Raw genomic sequence first — 19,660 nt, forward strand, 5'->3', positions numbered from 1 at the left:
TCCCTGGGGGCTTGGCCGCGGCATCCATGCCGCGGACACCCCCGCGCCACCTACCCGACCGGCCCCTGACAGTTTCCTGCGCGTGCCAGCCACGGAAGAGAATCAAAAGATCAAAAGCAAAGGCAGGCTCTCGTTGTAGCGCCGAGCCCACGCTCGGCCGCTGTACGCGAAGCTTCTGAGCCGAGCACGGTTCGGCTCTACAAGAACAATTCGATCATTTCCACGCTATCCACGCACGGCGTGGATCTACCGGCAGATCGCGATGATCTGTCTAAGGCGGGGTGGGTCCGGTTGCGGGGGCGTGAGCCGCATGGATGCGGCGACCGAGCTTACATGGGTGAGGGCACTTTGCTTGCGAAGCATTGCTTCGCAAGCGCCCGAACGCACAGCCGCCAGCGGCTGGGCCGGGCCCCGGAGGGGGACTTGCAGCGCCCCCCGCAACCGGACCCACCCCGCCATCCCACGGATACCCAGCTGTTGCTGTTGCTTCGGCTGTTGCTTTGGCCTCCGCAGGTGCAGGGCGCAGCCCTGCATCGCCCCCCCTACTTCTTCAGGAAGTTGTCCACCAGCAGATGCTTCACGTCATCGAAGCGACCGTTCAACACTGCCTTGGCCGCATACAGCGCCGTGCCGGCGACCTGCTTGGCCTCGATCTGTGGTGGCATCACCAGCTCGGCGCGGCTGGTGTGCACATCCAGCAATGCCGGGCCGCGCTGCGACAGGAAATCCTGCACCGCTTCCTCCAGATCCTCGCTGCGGGTGACCGTGCGGCCATGGAAGCCGATCACTTCGGCCAGTCGGCCGAAGTCCGGGTTCTTCAGGTCGGTGTAGTTATCCAGAAGGCCTTCCACCTTCTGCTCCAGCTCGACGAAGTTCAGCGAGCCGTTGTTGAACACCACCACCTTGATCGGCAGATTCTCCTGTACCGCGGTCAACAGGTCGCCCAGCAGCATTGCCAGCCCACCATCGCCGGACAGTGAAATCACCTGCCGGCCGGGGAAGGCCTTCTGCAGTCCCAGCGCCTGCGGCATCGCGTTGGCCATCGTGCCGTGCAGCAGGCTGGTCAGCGTGCGGCGGCGGCCGTTCACGCGGATATGGCGCAGCACCCACACCATCGGCGAGCCGCCGTCGGCGGTGAACAGTGCATCCTCGGTAGCGTGCTTCGAGAGCAGCGCGGTCAGGTGCTGCGGATGGATCAATTCGCCTTCGCCCGGCTGCTCTTCCTGTTCGCGCTTCTTCAGCGCCTTGTCGCGATGCTCGATGCACTCGTCCAGGAAACTGCCGTCCTCGCGCGGCGGCAGCATCGGCAGCAATGCATCCAGCGTCGGTGCGATATCGCCGACCACGCCGAGGTTCACCGGGTGGCGGCGGCCAAGGTGGCTGCCATCGCGGTCGACCTGGATGATGGTGGCCTTGTCCGGGTAGAACTGGCCCCAGGCGAAGTCGGCGCCGAGCAGCAGCAGCGTGTCGCACTCCATCAGCGTGTGGAAGCCGGACTCGATGCCGAAGATGCCGGTCATGCCCATGTTGTACGGGTTGTCCGGCTCGACGAAATCCTTCGCGCGCGAGGTATGCGCGATCGGGGCCTGCAAGCGCCGGGCCAGCTCCAGCAGCTGCGCGTGCGCACCCTGGCAACCGGCACCGGCGTAGATGCCGATGCGCTTGCCCTGCCCCAGCAGCTCGGCGATGCGCTGCAGCTCGGCGTCGGAGGGGCGCAGTACCGGCTGGGTGTAATGCACCGAGAACGGCACGTCGTGCTTCACCTCGGCCTGGCTGATATCGGCCGGCAGGATCACCACCGCCACGCCACGGCGGCTGATCGCGGCCTGGCAGGCCAGGGCCACCACGCGTCGCGCCTGCTCCGGGCTGTGCACCTGCTCGCAGAACACCGTGCAGCTGCCATAGACCGCCTTGAAATCCACTTCCTGCGGGAATTCCATGCCCAGCTCGCTGGTCACCACCTGGCTGGCGATCAGCACCATCGGCGCACGGTTGCGGTTGCTCTCGAACACGCCGTTGATGAAGTGCAGGCCACCGGGACCACAGGAACCCGCGCAGGCGGTCAACTCGCCGCTCACCAGCGAATCGGCGCCGGCAGCGAACGCTGCCACTTCTTCATGGCGCACGTGCACCCAGGCGATCTCGCTGCCATGCATCGCATCGGTCACATGGTTGAGCGTATCGCCCACGATGCCGTAGCAACGGCGGACACCGGCCTGCTGCAGGGCGTCCACCACGATTTCGGCTACGCGCTTGCTCATCGGATACATCCTCGAACGGGGGAACGTCCGAGGCTAGACCCGATGAAGTGATGCCTACGTGGGCAAGTTGCCCATCGCCTCAATGTGCAGACTGCGGGTAGACCTCTCGTCAATCATTGACGTTGATCCAACCCTCCACTGCACCGCTTTTCGGGTTGCGGTAGCGCAGCTTCACCCAGCCGTCCTGTTCATCCAGCAGTTCCACGCGATCCCCCTGCACCAGGTAACGCTTGGTGCTGGACGCGCCGGGTCGATCGAACAGGAACAGGCGCGCGGGTACCACGGTGGCAGTCAACGCAACCAGCGGGCTGCCGTTGTCGGGCACAGCCAGTCCGTCATTGATGGCTTGCTCTTCAATCTCTGCGGTCGCCGAGTAGCCGGTCCAAACGGCTAGCGGGCCACCAAACCGCGTCGTCTCCAAGCTCAGCACTTCTCCGTCCAACCTGGGCAACGCAAGCATACGCTCGGAGCGATAAAGGTACAGAACTCCGTTGGAAGGACGGTATACATCAACACGCCAAATCGCACTTCGGCAGCTACTACGGAGCATCTGATTCTTGGAATCCAGTTCGATCCGGCCGAACTCCCCGCAACTTCGCCTGGCTTTGCGGATGACGGGCAGTGTCATGAACCTGCCAAGTTTCCGATCAAATTTATAGACGAGTGTCGAAAAATTGACCATTCCAACGGGTATCTGCACTACCAGATCAAGCTGACCGTCAAAGTCCACATCCAACGCCATCAGCTTTGTTTCAGATTCTGGCGACTCCGATGGGGCGCGTGGCAGCTGCTGTGTCGCGCCAGAGGGGAGTTGGACCTGGATGCTCCCGTCACGTTGATGGGAGACCGTCACCGGTGTTGCTGGCGCTACCTCGAACGATAGCTGCGCTTGTTCCCCGATTGGCTTCGACCAGGCAGTACCCGGCTGAAACAACCCAATCTGGAGAAGAATCAGCGAAGTCAGCGCAACAACCGACCGCAGGCTCCCTCTCTCAAGCAACCACTTCAGTCGCGGCGGGAAGCCGATCCCCATTGTCATTGGAATGCCCGTGCAGAAACTGGCTTTTCAGCCGGCACCACGATCATGTGGCGGAGTGCCCGGTGACTCCATGCAAGAAATCCGAAATTGCTTCCGGGACCGAGGGAACTCCAGTCCTGCAAGCGAGAAACACACCAGGCAGCAGTCGCCCGGACATCCGGGCGTCTGATCGCTGTCAGTTCCGATCAATCAATTGTTGACGTTGATCCAGCCCAGCACGTCGCCGTGCTTCGGGCTGCGATAGCGCAGCTTCACCCAGCCGTTCTGTTCATCCAGCAGTTCCACCCGATCGCCCTGCACCAGGTAACGCTTGGTGCTGGACGCACCAGGCCGGTCGAACAGGAACAGCCGCGCGGGTACCACGGTGGCCTGCTGGCCGCGCAACGGTCCATCCGGCGGCGCGCCCAGGCCATCGGCAATGGCACTTTCCAGCACACGGCCAGCGGGATCATAGGTGCGCCAGACGGCCAGCGGACCCTGCTCGTCGGTCTGCTCCCACTGCAGCGCGGCGTTTACCGTATCGCCCAGCATCAGCACGCTCTCGGCGCGGTACAGATAGAGTGTCGCGCCTGCAAAGCGATACTGGTCGGTGTACCACATCGGGCCGCTGCGGCAGCTGCTGGTCAGGGTGCGGCTCAGGTGGTCGACCATCAGGCCCATCAGCTCGCCGCAGCTCTCCCTGCCGTGGGTTGCAGCCCGCAGCGCGCGGAACCCGGCACTGGCGGGATCGAACCGGTACACCGCCACCGCTTCGTTGACCATGCCGACCGGGGCGCGTGCGACCAGTTCCGGGTAACCATCGGAATCGACATCTTCGAGCGACCATCGCGAAGTGCCGTCGGCATCCGCCGCGCCGGCCAGCGTCTGCCGCTTGCCCGACGGTGACAGCTGCACGGCAATGCTGCCGTCCTGCAGGGGATCGGCCTGTGCCTGCACGTGCGCGGCCACCTGGAAGCGCAAGGTTTCGCCGTCGTCCCCACCGGCGTGCGCCGTCGGTGCCAGCGTGCCGGCCAACACCAGGCCCAGCAGGCATTCCCTGTAGTTCATCATTGCTCCCTGCGGCACCGCAGCGGCACCTTCAACTCAGAACGATACCTCGACCGGCTGCCGCGACCACAGCACCGACTGATGCCTGGTCTGCTGCTTCCACGCCAGGCGGATCGCTTCGATATCGGCGCGGCGCTGCGGGGTGTCCTCATGCAGCACCACCAGCACCTTGGTGCGCAGGCGGTTGGGCGCGGCATCGCCGCGGAACAGCCACTGGCCATAGGCATCGAACACGGTCAGGCCATCCGGGAAGCGCGGGGTCACTTCCTTGTCCAGGAAGGTGCGCCACTGCGCGTCGCTGATGGTGTCGGCCTGCGGGCGGTTGCCGGCGCCCTGCTCCTCGCCCACGCCGAAGTACAGCTCGCTGCGCACCCAGCCGTGCGCGGAAGACGGGCGCGCGGCGTCGCCCTTCAGTTCGGCGGTAGTGGCCGTGGCATAGGCGCTGGGCGCCTGCGATGAGAGGCTGGCGCAGCCGCTGGTGGCCAACAGCACGGCGAAGACGAGGCCAAGGTGTTTCATCGGTACAGCTCCGGGGAAGGGGGACAAGGCGAGCCGGCAGCGTACAGCGCCACCGGCCCGGCGTGCTGATGCCAACCGGGCATCAGCTCATGCCGGACCGGCAGGGGCTTGCATCCGCGCCGGTCATCACGCGAAGATAATATATCGCTTCATCCGGATGGATGTAAGTGAAACTATCTCCCCTTCCCCCGTCGTCGTTGTTGCTGGAGCCCCCATGTCCGCCCGCCTGCCCGCGTCGCCGCTCGGCCTCGCCATCGCCCTCGCGCTTTCCTCCGCCGCCGCCCCGGCCCTGGCCCAGGACGCCACCAACCTGGATACGGTGATCGTCACCGGCACCCGTGCCGCCGACCGCACCGTGCTCGAATCCACCTCGCCGGTGGATGTGCTCACCGCCGAGGACATCCGCAAGGCGGGCGTGGTCAACGGTGAGCTGGGCAGCGCGCTGCAGGCGCTGCTGCCGTCGTTCAACTTCCCGCGCCAGTCCAACTCCGGTGGCGCCGACCATGTGCGCGCCGCGCAGTTGCGTGGCCTGTCGCCGGACCAGGTGCTGGTGCTGGTCAACGGCAAGCGCCGCCACCACACCGCGCTGGTCAACACCGACAGCAAGATCGGCAAGGGCACCACCCCGGTCGATTTCAATTCGATTCCGGTCAGCGCGATCAAGCGCATTGAAGTGCTGCGCGATGGCGCCGGGGCGCTGTACGGCTCGGACGCCGTGGCCGGCGTGATCAACGTGATCCTCGACAACGGCGGTGACGGCGGCGAGATCGAGGCGAGCTACGGTGCCAACCACACCGACCTCAAGCCGATCGGCCGCACCCTCACCGATGGCCAGACCGGCAACCTCAGCGCCAAGGTCGGCACCTCGCTGGGCGAAGACGGCGGCTTCCTGCGCGTCGGCCTGGAATACAAGCACCGCAACGGTACCAACCGCGCCGGCTTCGACCAGATTCCGCCGTGGGACCAGACTCCGGGCAACCTGGTGCTGCAGGGCAAGCGCAACTATGTGCTGGGCGATGGCAAGAGCAAGGACATCAACCTGTGGCTGAACACCGAGATTCCGGTCGGCCAGACCTCGACGTTCTACGCGTTCGGCACCTTCAACCAGCGCGACACCGAAGGCGCGAACTACTTCCGCTATCCCGATGGCGATGCCAACTGGAAGCAGGTCTATCCGAACGGCTACCGGCCGATCTCCGAAGGTGAGAACCGCGACGTGCAGGCCGTGGCCGGCGTGCGCGGGCAGTGGGGCGAATGGAGCTACGACGGCAGCCTGGATTACGGCCAGAACGACTTCACCTACCGCCTGCGTGATTCGCTCAACGCGTCGCTGGGCCCGACCAGCCCGACCCGCTTCAAGACCGCCGATTACCAGTACGCACAGACGGTGGGCAATCTCGATCTGAGCCGCGTGTTCACCCAGAGCGACAGCATCAGCCACACGCTGGGCCTGGGCGTGGAAGCACGCCATGAGCGCTACCAGACCCGCCCCGGCGACCCGGCCAGCTATGCGGCCGGCCCGTACACCGACCGCCCGACCGGTTCACAGGCCGGTGGTGGCCTGACCCCGCAGGATGCAGCCACCCTGTCGCGTGATGTGGCCAGCGCCTATGCCAGCCTGTCCAGCCAGTTCGGCGAAAAGTTCTCCACCGATCTGGCCGCGCGCTACGAGCACAACGACGACTTCGGCGGCGAACTGACCGGCAAGCTCGGCCTGCGCTATGAGTTCACCCCGGCGTTCGCGCTGCGCGGCGCGATCTCCAACAACTTCCGCGCGCCGTCGCTGGCACAGATCGGCTACGAGTCCACCTCCACCGGCTACAACGCAGGTGGCCAGCTGGTGCAGGGCCGCCTGCTGTCAGTCAACAATCCGATCGCACGCGGCCTGGGGGCGCAGAACCTGAAACCAGAGAAATCGCTGAACACCTCGCTCGGTTTCACCAGCCGCATCGGCGAGCATTTCGACCTGTCGCTGGACTTCTTCCAGATCGACATCGATGACCGCATCGCGCTGTCGGAGAGCATCACCGGCGATGCGCTGACCGACTACGTGGCCGCCAACTACGGCGTCAGCGGCCTGCAGAGCGCCAGCTTCTTCGTCAACGCCGCCGACACCCGCACCCGTGGCGCCGAGCTGGTGAGCAACTGGCGCCAGTCGCTGGGCGATGGCCAGCTGCTGCTGACCGGCACCTATGCGTATACCAAGACCACGCTGAAGAACGTGCTGGCCACCCCGGCCCAGCTGCGCGCGCTGAATCCGGACTACGTGCTGTTCGGCATCGAAGAGACCAACACGCTGACCGACGCCACGCCGCGCACGCGTGGCAGTTTCTCGGCCGCATGGAGCAACGACCACTGGTCGCTGAGCACCCGCGTGAACCGTTATGGCAGCGCCACCCGTGTGTTCAACTTCGGAGACGGCTACATCCCGCGCCAGACCTACCAGGCCGAGTGGCAGCTGGATGCGGAAGTCGAATACCGCATCACCCCGCAGTGGAGCGTGGCCATCGGCGGGCAGAACCTGACCGACAACTATCCGGATCGATCCAACAGCGATATCCACTACTTCGGCAACCTGCCGTACGACGTGCTGTCGCCGATCGGCAGCAACGGTGCGTACTACTACGGCCGCGTCCGCTATACGTTCTGATTGCATTGGACCAATCACTCCCGGTGGGTGCGGACCGCTGGTCCGCACTGCCTGGGTTCCATGCAAGCCTCCCCTTCGTGCCGACCAACGGTCGGCACCCACCGGAGGTGATCGCTCTGGGTGGGTGCCGACCGTTGGCCGGCACTAGCCCGATCCGTAGCCTGCCCTCGACCCCACGTACACGCCCGCGCTGGCAAGCTGGGCTTCATGGCTGAACCGCTACCCCTGCGTCCGCCGCCGCCATTGCTGGATGACGCCTGCGCGTTGTTCCTTGATGTCGACGGCACCCTGATCGAATTCGCTGCACGCCCGGATGCCGTGCAGCTGCTGCCGGATGTGCGCGAAGCCATCGGCCGCATCAGCGACCGCCTGGAAGGTGCCGTGGCACTGATCAGTGGTCGCCCGCTCGAACAGCTGGATCAACTGTTCGCTCCGCTGCAACTGCCTGCTGCTGGCCTGCATGGCCATGAACTGCGTGGGCAGGATGGTCGCGTACTGCGCGACGAACACGATGACGACACCGCCGAATGGCTGCACGCACTGCACCAGCAGGCGATGCGCTTCGCCCACGGCCATCCCGGCGTGCTGGTGGAAGACAAGGGTGTCGGCCTGGCCCTGCACTGGCGCGGCGCGCCGCATGCAGCCAGGGACGTCCGCGCCTTCGCCGACCGCCACGTGCGGGGCCGTGCCAGCTACCGCCTGCAACCCGGCGACCATGTAGTCGAATTCGTGCCCGTCGGCACCGACAAGGGCCGTGCGGTGCTTCGGATGATGCAGTACCTGCCCTTCCGCGGTCGCCTGCCGGTGTTCCTCGGCGATGACCTGACCGATGAGTTCGGCTTCGATGCCGCCAACGGCCAGCATGGCTGGAGCGTGCTGGTGGGTGAACGTGAACCCAGCGCGGCGGTGTTCGCGCTGCCCGACATACGCAGCGTGCACGCCTGGCTGCGTGAGAATGCCTATTGACCCGGCCAACCCCCACGGCCGCAACCGAGATGTACCGCGTGATGACCCAACCCGATCTTGATCTGGGCGTGGTCGGCAACGGCAGCTTCGGCGCCCTGGTCGACAAACGTGCCCGCGTTGTCTGGAGCTGCCTGCCCACCTTCGACGGCGACCCTACCTTCTGCGCGCTGCTCGGCCCCAACCAGCAGACCGGTGGCGACTTCGCCATCGAGCTGGAAGACTTCGCCAGCAGCGAGCAGGAATACCTGACCAACACGGCGATCCTGCGCACCGTGCTGCGCGACGCGCACGGCGGCGAACTGGAAATCCTCGACTTCGCCCCGCGCTGGCGCCAGAACGACCGCTTTTACCGCCCGGTCAGCCTGATCCGCCAGGTGCGTCCGCTGGCCGGCAGCCCGCGCATCACCGTACGCGCACGCCCGCTGGCGGACTGGGGCGCGCGCGTTCCGGAATCCACCTGGGGCAGCAACCATGTGCGCTGGGTGCTGCCCGAACACGTGCTGCGGCTGACCACCGACGTGCCGGTGCGCTTCGTGCGCGACGGCCTGCCGTTCGTGCTCAACCATCCCATCCACCTGATCCTGGGCGTGGATGAATCGCTCAACCGTTCGATCAGCGGCTATGTGCAGGAGGCCTTCCAGCGTACCCGCGATTACTGGCGCGAATGGGTGCGCTACCTGTCCATTCCGCTGGAATGGCAGGACGCGGTGATCCGCAGTGCGATCACGCTGAAGCTGTGCCAGTACGAGGACAGCGGCGCGATCATCGCGGCGATGACCACCTCCATTCCTGAAGCCCCCGGCAGCGTGCGCAACTGGGACTACCGCTACTGCTGGCTGCGTGATGCGGCGTTCGTGGTGCGGGCGCTGAACCGCCTCGGCGCCACGCGCACGATGGAACAGTTCCTCGGCTACATCTTCAACCTGGCCACCACCGACGGCACGCTGCAGCCGCTGTACGGCATCGGCTTCGAAGCCAAGCTGGACGAAGATGAGGTCCCCAGCCTGTCCGGCTACCGCGGCATGGGCCCGGTACGGCGCGGCAATCTGGCCTGGGTGCAGCGCCAGCACGATGTCTACGGCAGCGTCGTGCTGGCGTCCACGCAGCTGTTCTTCGACCGGCGCCTGCAGGACCCAGGTGATGCGCACACCTTCGCCCGCCTCGAACCCCTCGGCGAGCAGGCCTTCGCCCTGCACGACGTACCCGATGCCGGCCTGTGGGAGTTCCGCGGCCGCACCGAGGTACACACCTACACCAGCGCGATGTGCTGGGCCGCCTGTGACCGCCTGTGCAAGATCGCCATACGGCTGAAGCGCGACGACCGCGCCCACTACTGGCGCACACGTGCCGACACCATCCACGCGCGCATCATGGCCGAATCCTGGAGCGAAGAGCTGGGCCACTTCACCGATACCTTCGGTGGCCATCGCCTGGACGCCTCGCTGCTGCTGCTGGCCGACATCGGCTTCATCGACGCGATGGACGCCCGCTTCATCGCCACCGTCGAAGCCATCGGCCGTGACCTCAAGCATGGCAATTCGCTGTACCGCTATGTCGCTCCGGATGACTTCGGTGAGCCGGAAACCAGCTTCACCATCTGCACGTTCTGGTACATCGATGCACTGGCGGCGATCGGGCGCCTGGACGAGGCGCGCGAGATGTTCGAACTGCTGCTGAAGCAGCGCAACCACCTGGGCCTGCTGTCGGAGGATCTGGCCTTCGACACCGGCGAGGCCTGGGGTAACTTCCCGCAGACCTATTCGCATGTCGGCCTGATCACCGCCGCGATGCGCCTGTCGCGGTCCTGGCAGGAGGCATCGTGAGTCGTCTGGTCGTGGTATCAAATCGTGTGGCCGTGCCCGGCGAGAACCGCGCAGGCGGCCTGGCGGTCGGCCTGCTGGCCGCCCTGAAGGAGCGCGGCGGGCTGTGGTTCGGCTGGAGCGGCAAGACCGTGAAGGAAGGCAGCGGCACGCTGCACCGGCAGAAGGATGGTGACATCGACTACGTCACCATGGACCTGAGCAAGCGCGAGGTCGATGGCTACTACAATGGTTTCGCCAACCGCACGTTGTGGCCATTGCTGCACTTCCGGCTGGACCTGGTCGACTACGACCGCGGCACCCGCGAGACCTACCACAAGGTCAATGCGCTGTTCGCCGACAAGCTCGCACCATTGCTGCGCGAGGACGACATCGTCTGGATCCACGACTACCACCTGATCCCGCTCGGCGCACTGCTGCGCGAGCGCGGCATCGGCTGCCGCATCGGCTTCTTCCTGCACATCCCGATGCCGTCGGCCGACCTGCTGCAGGCCATGCCCGACCACCTGCGGTTGTTCTCCGCGCTGTACGCCTACGACCTGGTCGGCTTCCAGACCCAGCGCGATGCCGATCGCTTCCAGACTTACCTGCGCCTGTTCGGTGGTGGCCGCGTGCTCGACAACGGTGAGCTGGAAGCACCCGGCGGGCGCCGATTCCGCGCGGCGGCCTTCCCCATCGGCATCGACACCGACCTGATCGCACGCCAGGCCGGCACCGCCGCGACCAAGGCCGCAGTGAAGAACCTGCGCAGCAGCCTGCGGGACCGCCAGCTGGCGATTGGCGTGGATCGCCTGGATTACTCCAAGGGCCTGCCCGAACGCTTCCTCGGCTTCGAACGCTACCTGCAGCGTCACCCCGACCAGCGCGGCTCGCTCACCTACCTGCAGATTGCGCCGGTCTCGCGCGGCGATGTCACCGAGTACCGGCAGCTGCGCAGCCAACTGGAACAGATCGCCGGCCACATCAACGGTGGCCACGCCGAGCCGGACTGGACGCCACTGCGCTACGTCAACCAGAACTTCACCCATGCCACGCTCACCGGCTTCTACCGAGCGGCGGCGGTCGGCCTGGTCACGCCGCTGCGCGATGGCATGAACCTGGTGGCCAAGGAATACGTGGCCTCGCAGGACCCGGAGGATCCCGGCGTGCTGGTGCTGTCACTGCTGGCCGGCGCCGCCGACGAACTGAAGCAGGCACTGCTGGTGAACCCGCACGACCTCGACGGCGTGGCCGACGCAATCGCCACCGCAGCGACGATGTCGCTGAGCAGGCGCAAGGAACGCTGGCACGCGATGATGGAACATCTGCGCACCTACGACATCAACCACTGGCGCCGCAGCTACCTCGACGCGCTGGAAGGCTGAAGAAAAAAGGGGACGGAGGGGATTAAGTCGTTTATGCACAAACGACCTAATCCCCTCCGTCCCCTTTTTCGTCAATCCAGGAACCGCGCGGCCTGTTCCGGTGCGGGTAGATGGCAGGTGTCATGCCGACCGAACCAGCGGTAGCGGTTGCGTGCCAGCGCGCGATACGCCGCATCACGCCAGCCGCGCCGCACGAGCCGCAGCACGCCGGCCAGGCGCCAGGCGCCGCCCAGCCCCGCAAGTACGCGCAGGATCGCATCGGTATCGGTCCAGGCACCCTGTGCGTCCAGCAGCAGGAACGACATCGGGTCCTGCGGATCCAGCCCGTGCGCGCGCAGCATCGCGCTGCCCTTCTGCCCCTGCATCGCTGCAAAGCGGTAGCGCCCCCTGCGGTCGAAACGCAGCAGGAACCGAACCCAGCGATTGCACAGTGCGCACACGCCATCGAACACGACCACCGCGCTGCCAGCCTCGGCGGCAGCGTCACTACGGTTCGAGCCAACCTTCATAGCGGATCAGGGCTCCGGCCCAGGGCAGCGTCACATCGACCAGGAAAGTGTAGCGCTCGCCCTGCCAGGCTTCACGGCAGCGCACACCGCCGAACCAACGCGTCGGCAGCGGCAGCAGCCCGAACGCCCAGACCCGACGCACCGACCAGTCGATACCACCGTCGCGGGCCTGCAGCGCGAACTCGAAGCGCACCGCGCCCAGCTGCTCGCGCAGATGCCCGTCGTGCGCCCACAGCCGCGACACCATTGGCCAGCGGCCGAACCGCCGCGCCCACTGCTCGCCCTGCCGATAGCGGCTGAACGCCACCTCGGTGGGCAGCGCGTCACCGTCCTGTGGCAACCGCGCCAACGCAGCCAGCAGCGGCACCAGCCAGTGCCGCCCCCTCACGATGCAGGCCTGCCCTGCGTAGCGGCAGGGCAACGGCGCGGCATGCAGCGCCTGCACCGGTCCTGCCAGGGTGGCAAAGGCCGGCCCCAGCACACGCGCGAACAGCGGCGGAGTCAGGGCGCGATCCAGGCCAGGGTCGCCATGCGCCCGGTGCGACGATCGCGCCGATGCGAATACAGGTCCGGGTCGGCCATCGTCGACACCGTGCCGCCATACACCTGTGCCGGGTCCATCCCCGCAGACTGCAGGCGCTGCCGCGCCAGCGCGAACAGGTCCACTTTCCAGTGTCCGGGACGGGTCGCGACGAACGCCCGCTCAGCAGCGGGATCATGGCCGACGAAGGCGTGATAGACCTCCTCGCCGATCTCATAGTCGGACGGCCCGGCGGCCGGGCCCAACCAGGCCCGCAGCTGCGCCGGCGGCGTCTGCAGGGCGGCCACCGTGGCCTCCAGCATGCCGTCGGCCAGCCCCCGCCAGCCGGCATGGGCCGCGCCCACCTCGCTGCCGTCCGCGGCGGCGAACACCACCGGCAGGCAGTCGGCGGTCAGGATCGCCAGCACCACGCCCGGCACCGAGGTTACCGCCGCGTCGGCCACCGGCTCGCTCGCGCCGGGCGCCGGCGGTGCATCGAAGCGCAGCACGGTGCTGCTGTGCACCTGGCGCAGCCAGTGCGGTGCCGACGGCAGCGCCAGCCCCTGCTGCAGCAGCTGGCGGTTGTGCTCAACGTTGGCTGGGGTATCACCATCGGCCGCGTGCCGGTTGCCCAGGTTGAACTGCGCGAACGGCGCCGGCGAGATGCCCGCACCGTGCCGGCGCGTGGTCAGCGCATGGACGCCTGCGGGCGCCGGCCAGTCGGCCTGCAGCAACGGCAGCGCGGCCGCCATCACCAGCGGTCCCGCTCGCGGGCGGCGAAGGCTTCGCTGTCTTCGCGCAGCACCTTCAGCAGGTGCAGCATGTCCTCCGGCACCGGCGCGGTGTTGCGCACCGGTTCACCGGTGATCGGGTGCATGAACTCCAGGGTCTCGGCGTGCAGGGCCTGGCGCTTGAAGCCGCGCAGCGCGGCCACCAGCTCGTCGCTGGCGCCCTTGGGCAGCTTCAGCGCGCCGCCATACAGCGGGTCGCCGATGATCGGATGGCGCACGTGCGCCATGTGCACGCGGATCTGGTGGGTACGGCCGGTTTCCAGGCGGCACTCCAGCGCGGTGTGTGCCCGGAAGCGCTCGCGCAGGCGGTAGTGGGTCACCGCTTCCTTGCCGTCCTCACGCACCGCCATCTTCAGGCGGTCGCGCGGGTGGCGGTCGATCGGGGCATCGGCAGTACCACCGGCCACCAGTGCGCCCATCACGATGGCCAGGTACTGACGGTGCACGTCACGTGCCGCCAGCTGCTCGACCAGCGCGGTCTGCGCTTCCAGGGTCTTGGCCACCACCATCACGCCGCTGGTGTCCTTGTCCAGGCGGTGCACGATGCCGGCGCGCGGCAGCACCGCCACCGACGGATCGCGGAACAGCAGCGCGTTGACCAGGGTGCCGCTGTGGTTGCCGGCACCCGGATGGACCACCAGGCCGACCGGCTTGTTGATCACCAGCAGGTGCTCGTCCTCGAACAGCACGTCCAGCGGGATGTCCTCCGGCTGGGCATCGGTCTGGGTTTCCAGCACCGCGTTGAGGGTCACCACCTCGCCGCCGCGCAGCGGATCGCGCGGGCGCACCTGGGCACCGTCCAGCAGGACCTCCCCGGCCTTGATCCACTCGGTCAACCGCGAGCGCGAGTATTCGGGGAACAGTTCGGCCACGACCGCGTCGAAACGGCGGCCGGCGGCGGTGTCGGGGACGATGGCCTGGCGGGCCGATTCAGAGGGTTGTTCAGACATGGCAGGGGGCATTCTTTGAAATTTTGGGGTCCCGGCGGCCGGTTTCAGTCGCTGGACAGGACACTAGGCTATCATCGACCCTTCGTATTCCAGCCGCGTCCCGCCTCGACCCCATGATCCGACGCTCCGCCATGCTCTCCGCGCCCGTCCGCCTCACCGCCCTGCTGCTGGTGCTGGTCATCGCCGCAACCGGCTGCCATCGCGGCGCCAAGAAGGGTGATCGCCCCGATGAAGGCGTGCCGGTCGAACAGCTGTACGAGAAAAGCCACAAGCTGATGCAGGGCGGCAACTGGAGCGGCGCCGAAGCCAGCTTCCGCCGTCTGGTGGCCCAGTATCCGTACGGTCCGTACACCGAGCAGGCGATGATCGAAACCGCCTACGCGCAGTACAAGGCCGGCAAGCACGATGACGCGGTGTCCAGCATCGACCGCTTCATCCGTACCTACCCGACCCACCGCAACATTGCCTATCTGTACTACCTGCGCGGCCTGGCCAACTCCAACCGCAGTACGGTTTTCCTGCGCCGCGTATGGTCGCTGGATGCCAGCCGCCGCGACCTGTCCACGCCGCACCAGGCGTACTCGGACTTCAACATCGTGGTTGATCGTTACCCGAACAGCCGTTACGCCGCCGATGCGCGCCAGCGCATGCTGGAGCTGCGTGACGTGTTCGCCCAGCACGAGCTGGACAACGCGCTGTACTACATGCGCCGCGGCGCCTGGGTGTCAGCCGTGGGCCGCGCCAACTACCTGCTGGAAACCTACCCGCAGAGCGCCTTCCAGTACGACGCCGTGGCCGTGCTGGCCGATTCCTACACCCACCTGGGCAACAAGACCCTGGCCGACGACGCCCGCCGCGTCCTGCAGCTGAACCAGCCGGACCACCCGTGGCTGGAAGGCAAGTGGCCGAAGTACCCGTGGATGATCCGCAAGCTGAACCCGTTCGCCGGCGAGAAGTCCGCCAGCACCGGCCAGCGCAACGCGCGACTGGAAAAGAAGTAAGCGAGGGCCCCGAAAGGGGCCCTTCTTCTTTGTAGAGTCAAGCCATGCTCGACTGCTTTCCTCGTCCGCCTCCCCGCGCCGGGGCCGGCACCTAGGAATGCTACGAATCCACGGCGGATGCGACGCCGGTCGCAGCCTGCCCGGGCACGGCCATCCACACTGCAGCGCCACGGCCACACCGGCCATCACGGAGCGCCCCATGGCCCGTCTGCCCTGCTGCAGTATCCGCCCTCTGTCCTGCCTCCTCGCCATCGCGCTGCTGGCGCTGACCTCGGCGCCGCCGGCCGCCGCACAGGACGCAGCGGGCGATCTGCTGTCCGCAGCCCCCTATCGCGCCACCTGGGTGCCGTCCCAGGCCGCCCAAGCCTACAAACTGCACTACCGCACCCCTGACCACCGCGGGCAGCTGGCCGAAGGCACCGGCCTGCTGTACCTGCCCGCCGGCACGCCGCCCATCGGCGGTTGGCCGGTGGTGTCGTGGGCGCATGGCACCCAGGGCATTGCGGATCGTTGTGCGCCCTCGGTCTCCGGCCCCTACCAACCCGAACGCGACGGGCGCTTTCTCGATCGGTTCCTGGCACAGGGCTATGCAGTGGTCGCCGCGGATTACCAGGGCCTCGGAAGCTCAGGCGACCATGCCTATCTGCATGTGCGCACTGCCGCGCGCAACGCCATCGACATGATCAAGGCCAGCCGCCAGTACCTCGGCAACGGGACGCTGTCGCCGCGCTGGGTCTCGGTCGGCCATTCGCAGGGCGGTGCCGCCGCGCTCACGGCGGGCCACATCGCCCCCACCTATGGCGGACCGTCGCTGCAGTACCGCGGCAGCTTCACCACCGGCACGCCCACCGCAGTCGAACTGACCGCGCTGGTGATGAAGCCGGACAACCGCACCGCCAATCCGGGCGCGCTCAACGCGTATCACGCGTATCTGCTCGATGGCCTGCTGCAGGTCGCGCCGCAGATCGACCGCGTCCTCAGCGATGAAGGCCGCGCGCGGGTGGCGGTGGCACGCGAGCAGTGCCTGGGCGAACTGGCCACCACGCTGGACGGCGCCGACACCGGCAGCATGTTCACTGCGCCGCTGGCCAGCGTGCCGGGCATCTGGGCGGTGCTGTACGACTATCTCGGCGTACCGCGCCGCGGCTTCAGCCAACCGCTGATGCTGGGCCATGGCAGCCAGGACCGCGATGTGCCCTACCTGACCACCCTGCTGTACGCCGCTGGCCTGGCCCTGCGAGGCGAGCCGGTCGCGTTCCGGCGCTACCCCGTCGACCACCGGGGCACGCTGGACGCAGCGGCGGCCGATGGCCTGCGGTTCGTACGTGCGCGACTGGGGGACGATCCCTTCAACGACGCTGCGGAAACCGCCGGTCTCGAACAGTTGCTCGACGGAGTCCGGTAGATCCACGCCAAGCGTGGATGATCTTCGACCATCGTGCGGACCAAGCTCCGCACCCACCGGGGAGGGGCCAACGGGTTGCCGGCCAGCGGCCGGCACGACCCGCCAAGCGCTGCCTCAGCCCTTGTAGCCGTTACTGATCGGGTAGCGCCGCTCGCGGCCGAACGCGCGGCGCGAGACCTTCGGCCCCGGCGCGGCCTGGTGCCGCTTCCACTCGCTGATGCGCACCAGGCGCAGCACGCGGTCGACCACGGCTGCGTCGTAGCCGGCGGCCACGATCTCGCCGCGCGACTGCTCCTGGTCGATGTAGCGGTAGAGGATGCCGTCCAGCACGTCATAGGCCGGCAACGAGTCCTGGTCCAGCTGGTTCTCGCGCAGCTCGGCCGACGGCGGGCGACTGATCACCGCCGGCGGGATCACCGGTGCGCCGCCCACGGTATTGCGCCACTTGGACAGGCCGAACACTTCGGTCTTGTACAGGTCCTTCAGTGGCGCATAGCCACCGCACATGTCGCCGTAGATGGTGGCGTAGCCGACCGCGTACTCGCTCTTGTTGCCGGTGGTCAGCAGCAGGCCACCGAACTTGTTGGCCAGCGCCATCAGGATCACGCCGCGGCTACGCGACTGCAGGTTCTCTTCGGTCACGTCCGGCGCGGTGCCTTCGAACATCGGCGCCAGCGATTCCATCAGGCCCTTGAACGCCGGCTCGATCGACACAGCCTCAAGCTTCACCCCCAGCGCCCGGCACTGCTCGGCGGCCAGGTCGTTGGACAGGCCGGCGGTGTAGCGCGAGGGCAGGCGCACGGCGGTCACGTTCTCCGCGCCCATCGCATCCACGGCCAATGCCAGCACCAGGGCCGAGTCGATGCCACCGGAAAGACCCAGCCACACCTTCCTGAAGCCGTTCTTGCGGCAATAGTCCTGGATGCCACGGGTCACCGCGCGCCAGGCCAGCGCGTCCATGCTCTCGTCGCCGTCGTCCATCCACACATGCGGCATGAAGCGGCGGGTCTCACCGTCATACTCCACCACCAGCCACTGGTCGACGAAGGCAGCAGCGGCCGGGTGCACCGTGCCATCACCATCCGCCACCACCGAAGCACCGTCGAACACCAGCGCATCCTGGCCGCCCACCACGTTGAGGTAAGCGATGGCCACCCCGCTCTCGCGGGTACGCGCGGCCAGCACGGCGTCGCGCTGCGCGTGCTTGCCACGCTCGTAGGGCGAAGCATTCGGCACCACCACCAGCTGCGCACCCGCGCGCGTGGTGTCGGCCAGCGGCTCGGCGAACCACAGGTCCTCGCAGATCAGCAGGCCGACCGGAATGCCATTGACCTCGAACACGCAGCTGCCACCATCCGGATCGACGTCGAAGTAGCGGCGCTCGTCGAAGACCGCGTAGTTGGGCAGTTCGCGCTTGCGGTAGGTCTGCTCGACCAGGCCGTCACGCAGTACGCTGGCAGCGTTGTAGACCACCGCGCCAGCCGCCTGCGGCCAGCCGACCACGGCGGTGATGCCACGGCAGGCGGTGGCGATGCGGGTCATCGCCTGCTCGCACTCGTACAGGAAACCCGGGCGCAGCAGCAGGTCCTCCGGCGGGTAGCCGCTCACCGCCAGCTCGGGGAACATCACCAGCTCGGCGCCGTACTCATCGCGCGCCTGGCCGATCATCTCGATGATGCGCTCGGTGTTGCCGGCGACGTCGCCGACTGGGAAGTCGAACTGCGCCATCGCGATGCGGATCGAAGCCATGGGAATCCAGCCTGTGGTTGCAATGCTTCCATTGTAACGCCGGGGTCAGACCCCTTTTGCATGGCAAAAGGGGTCTGACCGCACGCCAGACGCAGAAAGGCCGCCCAAAGGCGGCCCTTCTGTTTCAGGCAGCCGGCCAGCGGCCGGCTCTACAGCATCGTCTGCGCGAGGCAGCCGATCTTATTTCACCAGCTTGGCGATGGCAGCGCCCAGGTCGCCCGGCGAACGGACGGTGACCACGCCAGCGGCTTCCATCGCGGCGAACTTGCCTTCCGCGGTGCCCTTGCCGCCCGAGGCGATCGCGCCCGCGTGGCCCATGCGCTTGCCGGCCGGAGCCGACGCACCGGCGATGAAACCGACGACCGGCTTCTTCACGTGGTTCTTGATGTACTCGGCGCCGGCTTCTTCGGCGTCACCGCCGATCTCGCCGACCATGATGATGCCTTCGGTCTGCGGGTCTTCGTTGAACAGCTTCAGGCAGTCGACGAAGTTCAGGCCGTTGATCGGGTCACCGCCGATGCCGATGCAGGTGGACTGGCCCAGGCCGACTTCGGTGGTCTGCTTGACCGCTTCATAGGTCAGGGTGCCCGAACGCGACACGATGCCGATCTTGCCCGGCTTGTGGATGTGGCCCGGCATGATGCCGATCTTGCACTCGCCCGGCGTGATGACGCCCGGGCAGTTCGGCCCGATCAGCACGGTGTCCGGGTAGGAACGGGTCAGCACGTTCTTCACGCGCAGCATGTCCAGCACCGGGATACCTTCGGTGATGCAGACGATGACCTTGATGCCGGCAGCCGCAGCTTCCAGGATCGCGTCGGCCGCGAACGGCGGCGGCACGTAGATGACCGAAGCGTTGGCGCCGGTGCTCTGCACGGCGTCGGCAACGGTGTTGAAGACCGGCAGGTCGATGTGGGTGGTGCCCCCCTTGCCCGGGGTCACGCCGCCAACAACCTGGGTGCCGTACTCGATCATCTGAGTGGCGTGGAAGGTGCCCTGCTGGCCGGTGAAGCCCTGCACGATCACCTTGGTGTTCTTGTTAATCAAAACAGACATGGGAATTTCCTTC

Annotated in this window: 16 protein-coding genes; 6 read left to right on the forward strand and 10 right to left on the reverse strand. The window is 67.0% G+C overall.

The annotated features are described in order from the left end of the window. Positions 1 to 542: 542 nt before the first annotated feature. The 4 genes from AC10QF_RS11225 to AC10QF_RS11240 form a co-directional block, all read right to left on the reverse strand. Positions 543 to 2,261 carry a thiamine pyrophosphate-dependent enzyme gene (locus AC10QF_RS11225; protein ID WP_005418578.1) on the reverse strand — a complete coding sequence of 573 codons (1,719 nt, stop codon included), beginning with the start codon at positions 2,259 to 2,261 and terminating at the stop codon, positions 543 to 545. 109 nt (positions 2,262 to 2,370) lie between these two features. Continuing rightward, positions 2,371 to 3,003, reverse strand: a complete 633-nt coding sequence (locus tag AC10QF_RS11230) for an SH3 domain-containing protein (protein WP_229295589.1) — start codon at positions 3,001 to 3,003, stop codon at positions 2,371 to 2,373. Positions 3,004 to 3,489: 486 nt separating this feature from the next. Continuing rightward, a complete protein-coding gene (locus AC10QF_RS11235) occupies positions 3,490 to 4,347 on the reverse strand; it encodes an SH3 domain-containing protein (protein ID WP_494542216.1) in 858 nt (285 codons plus the stop codon). A 36-nt stretch (positions 4,348 to 4,383) separates the two neighbouring features. Next, complete coding sequence (locus tag AC10QF_RS11240) at positions 4,384 to 4,866, reverse strand: DUF3574 domain-containing protein (protein ID WP_021202058.1); 483 nt, start codon at positions 4,864 to 4,866, stop codon at positions 4,384 to 4,386. Positions 4,867 to 5,080: 214 nt separating this feature from the next. On the opposite strand from AC10QF_RS11240, the gene AC10QF_RS11245 reads away from it, so the two are divergent. From AC10QF_RS11245 to otsA, 4 genes are all read left to right on the forward strand, one after another. Then, positions 5,081 to 7,516, forward strand: a complete 2,436-nt coding sequence (locus AC10QF_RS11245) for a TonB-dependent receptor plug domain-containing protein (protein WP_494542217.1) — start codon at positions 5,081 to 5,083, stop codon at positions 7,514 to 7,516. A gap of 207 nt (positions 7,517 to 7,723) precedes the next feature. Beyond that, positions 7,724 to 8,482 (forward strand): trehalose-phosphatase, encoded by a 759-nt coding sequence (otsB, locus tag AC10QF_RS11250; RefSeq protein ID WP_053499173.1) that lies wholly within the window; start codon positions 7,724 to 7,726, stop codon positions 8,480 to 8,482. 41 nt (positions 8,483 to 8,523) lie between these two features. Beyond that, positions 8,524 to 10,305 carry a glycoside hydrolase family 15 protein gene (locus AC10QF_RS11255; protein ID WP_111177546.1) on the forward strand — a complete coding sequence of 594 codons (1,782 nt, stop codon included), beginning with the start codon at positions 8,524 to 8,526 and terminating at the stop codon, positions 10,303 to 10,305. After that, a complete protein-coding gene (gene otsA, locus AC10QF_RS11260) occupies positions 10,302 to 11,666 on the forward strand; it encodes an alpha,alpha-trehalose-phosphate synthase (UDP-forming) (protein ID WP_065178921.1) in 1,365 nt (454 codons plus the stop codon). The genes AC10QF_RS11255 and otsA overlap by 4 nt, the downstream gene beginning before the upstream one ends. 71 nt (positions 11,667 to 11,737) lie before the next feature. On the opposite strand, the gene AC10QF_RS11265 is transcribed toward otsA, so the two are convergent. The 4 genes from AC10QF_RS11265 to rluD are packed head-to-tail and all read right to left on the reverse strand — an operon-like array spanning position 11,738 to position 14,436. Continuing rightward, positions 11,738 to 12,175 carry a thiol-disulfide oxidoreductase DCC family protein gene (locus tag AC10QF_RS11265; protein ID WP_494542218.1) on the reverse strand — a complete coding sequence of 146 codons (438 nt, stop codon included), beginning with the start codon at positions 12,173 to 12,175 and terminating at the stop codon, positions 11,738 to 11,740. After that, positions 12,153 to 12,656: a DUF4166 domain-containing protein gene (locus tag AC10QF_RS11270; RefSeq protein WP_494542219.1), complete on the reverse strand. Its 504-nt coding sequence runs from the start codon at positions 12,654 to 12,656 to the stop codon at positions 12,153 to 12,155. The genes AC10QF_RS11265 and AC10QF_RS11270 overlap by 23 nt, the downstream gene beginning before the upstream one ends. Before the next feature lie 20 nt (positions 12,657 to 12,676). Further along, entirely contained in the window at positions 12,677 to 13,447 is a 771-nt protein-coding gene (gene pgeF / locus AC10QF_RS11275) for a peptidoglycan editing factor PgeF (RefSeq protein WP_069139323.1), read from the reverse strand. Continuing rightward, positions 13,447 to 14,436, reverse strand: coding sequence for a 23S rRNA pseudouridine(1911/1915/1917) synthase RluD (rluD, locus tag AC10QF_RS11280; protein WP_138952674.1), 990 nt, complete (start codon positions 14,434 to 14,436; stop codon positions 13,447 to 13,449). Before rluD ends, pgeF begins: the two co-directional genes overlap by 1 nt. Positions 14,437 to 14,549: 113 nt before the next feature. On the opposite strand from rluD, the gene AC10QF_RS11285 reads away from it, so the two are divergent. Both AC10QF_RS11285 and AC10QF_RS11290 read left to right on the forward strand, forming a co-directional pair. Further along, positions 14,550 to 15,437, forward strand: a complete 888-nt coding sequence (locus AC10QF_RS11285) for an outer membrane protein assembly factor BamD (RefSeq protein ID WP_032960726.1) — start codon at positions 14,550 to 14,552, stop codon at positions 15,435 to 15,437. 199 nt (positions 15,438 to 15,636) lie between these two features. Then, entirely contained in the window at positions 15,637 to 16,842 is a 1,206-nt protein-coding gene (locus tag AC10QF_RS11290; RefSeq protein WP_065196690.1) for a lipase family protein, read from the forward strand. A gap of 114 nt (positions 16,843 to 16,956) precedes the next feature. Here the strand turns inward: AC10QF_RS11290 and AC10QF_RS11295 are convergent, their stop codons facing one another. Beyond that, positions 16,957 to 18,591 (reverse strand): NAD+ synthase, encoded by a 1,635-nt coding sequence (locus AC10QF_RS11295; RefSeq protein WP_069139321.1) that lies wholly within the window; start codon positions 18,589 to 18,591, stop codon positions 16,957 to 16,959. A 180-nt stretch (positions 18,592 to 18,771) separates the two neighbouring features. Then, complete coding sequence (sucD, locus tag AC10QF_RS11300) at positions 18,772 to 19,647, reverse strand: succinate--CoA ligase subunit alpha (protein WP_005418610.1); 876 nt, start codon at positions 19,645 to 19,647, stop codon at positions 18,772 to 18,774. Between the last annotated feature and the right edge of the window lie 13 nt (positions 19,648 to 19,660).

It is taken from the genome of Stenotrophomonas maltophilia complex sp. Om-AH-Sm3, from assembly GCF_059337855.1.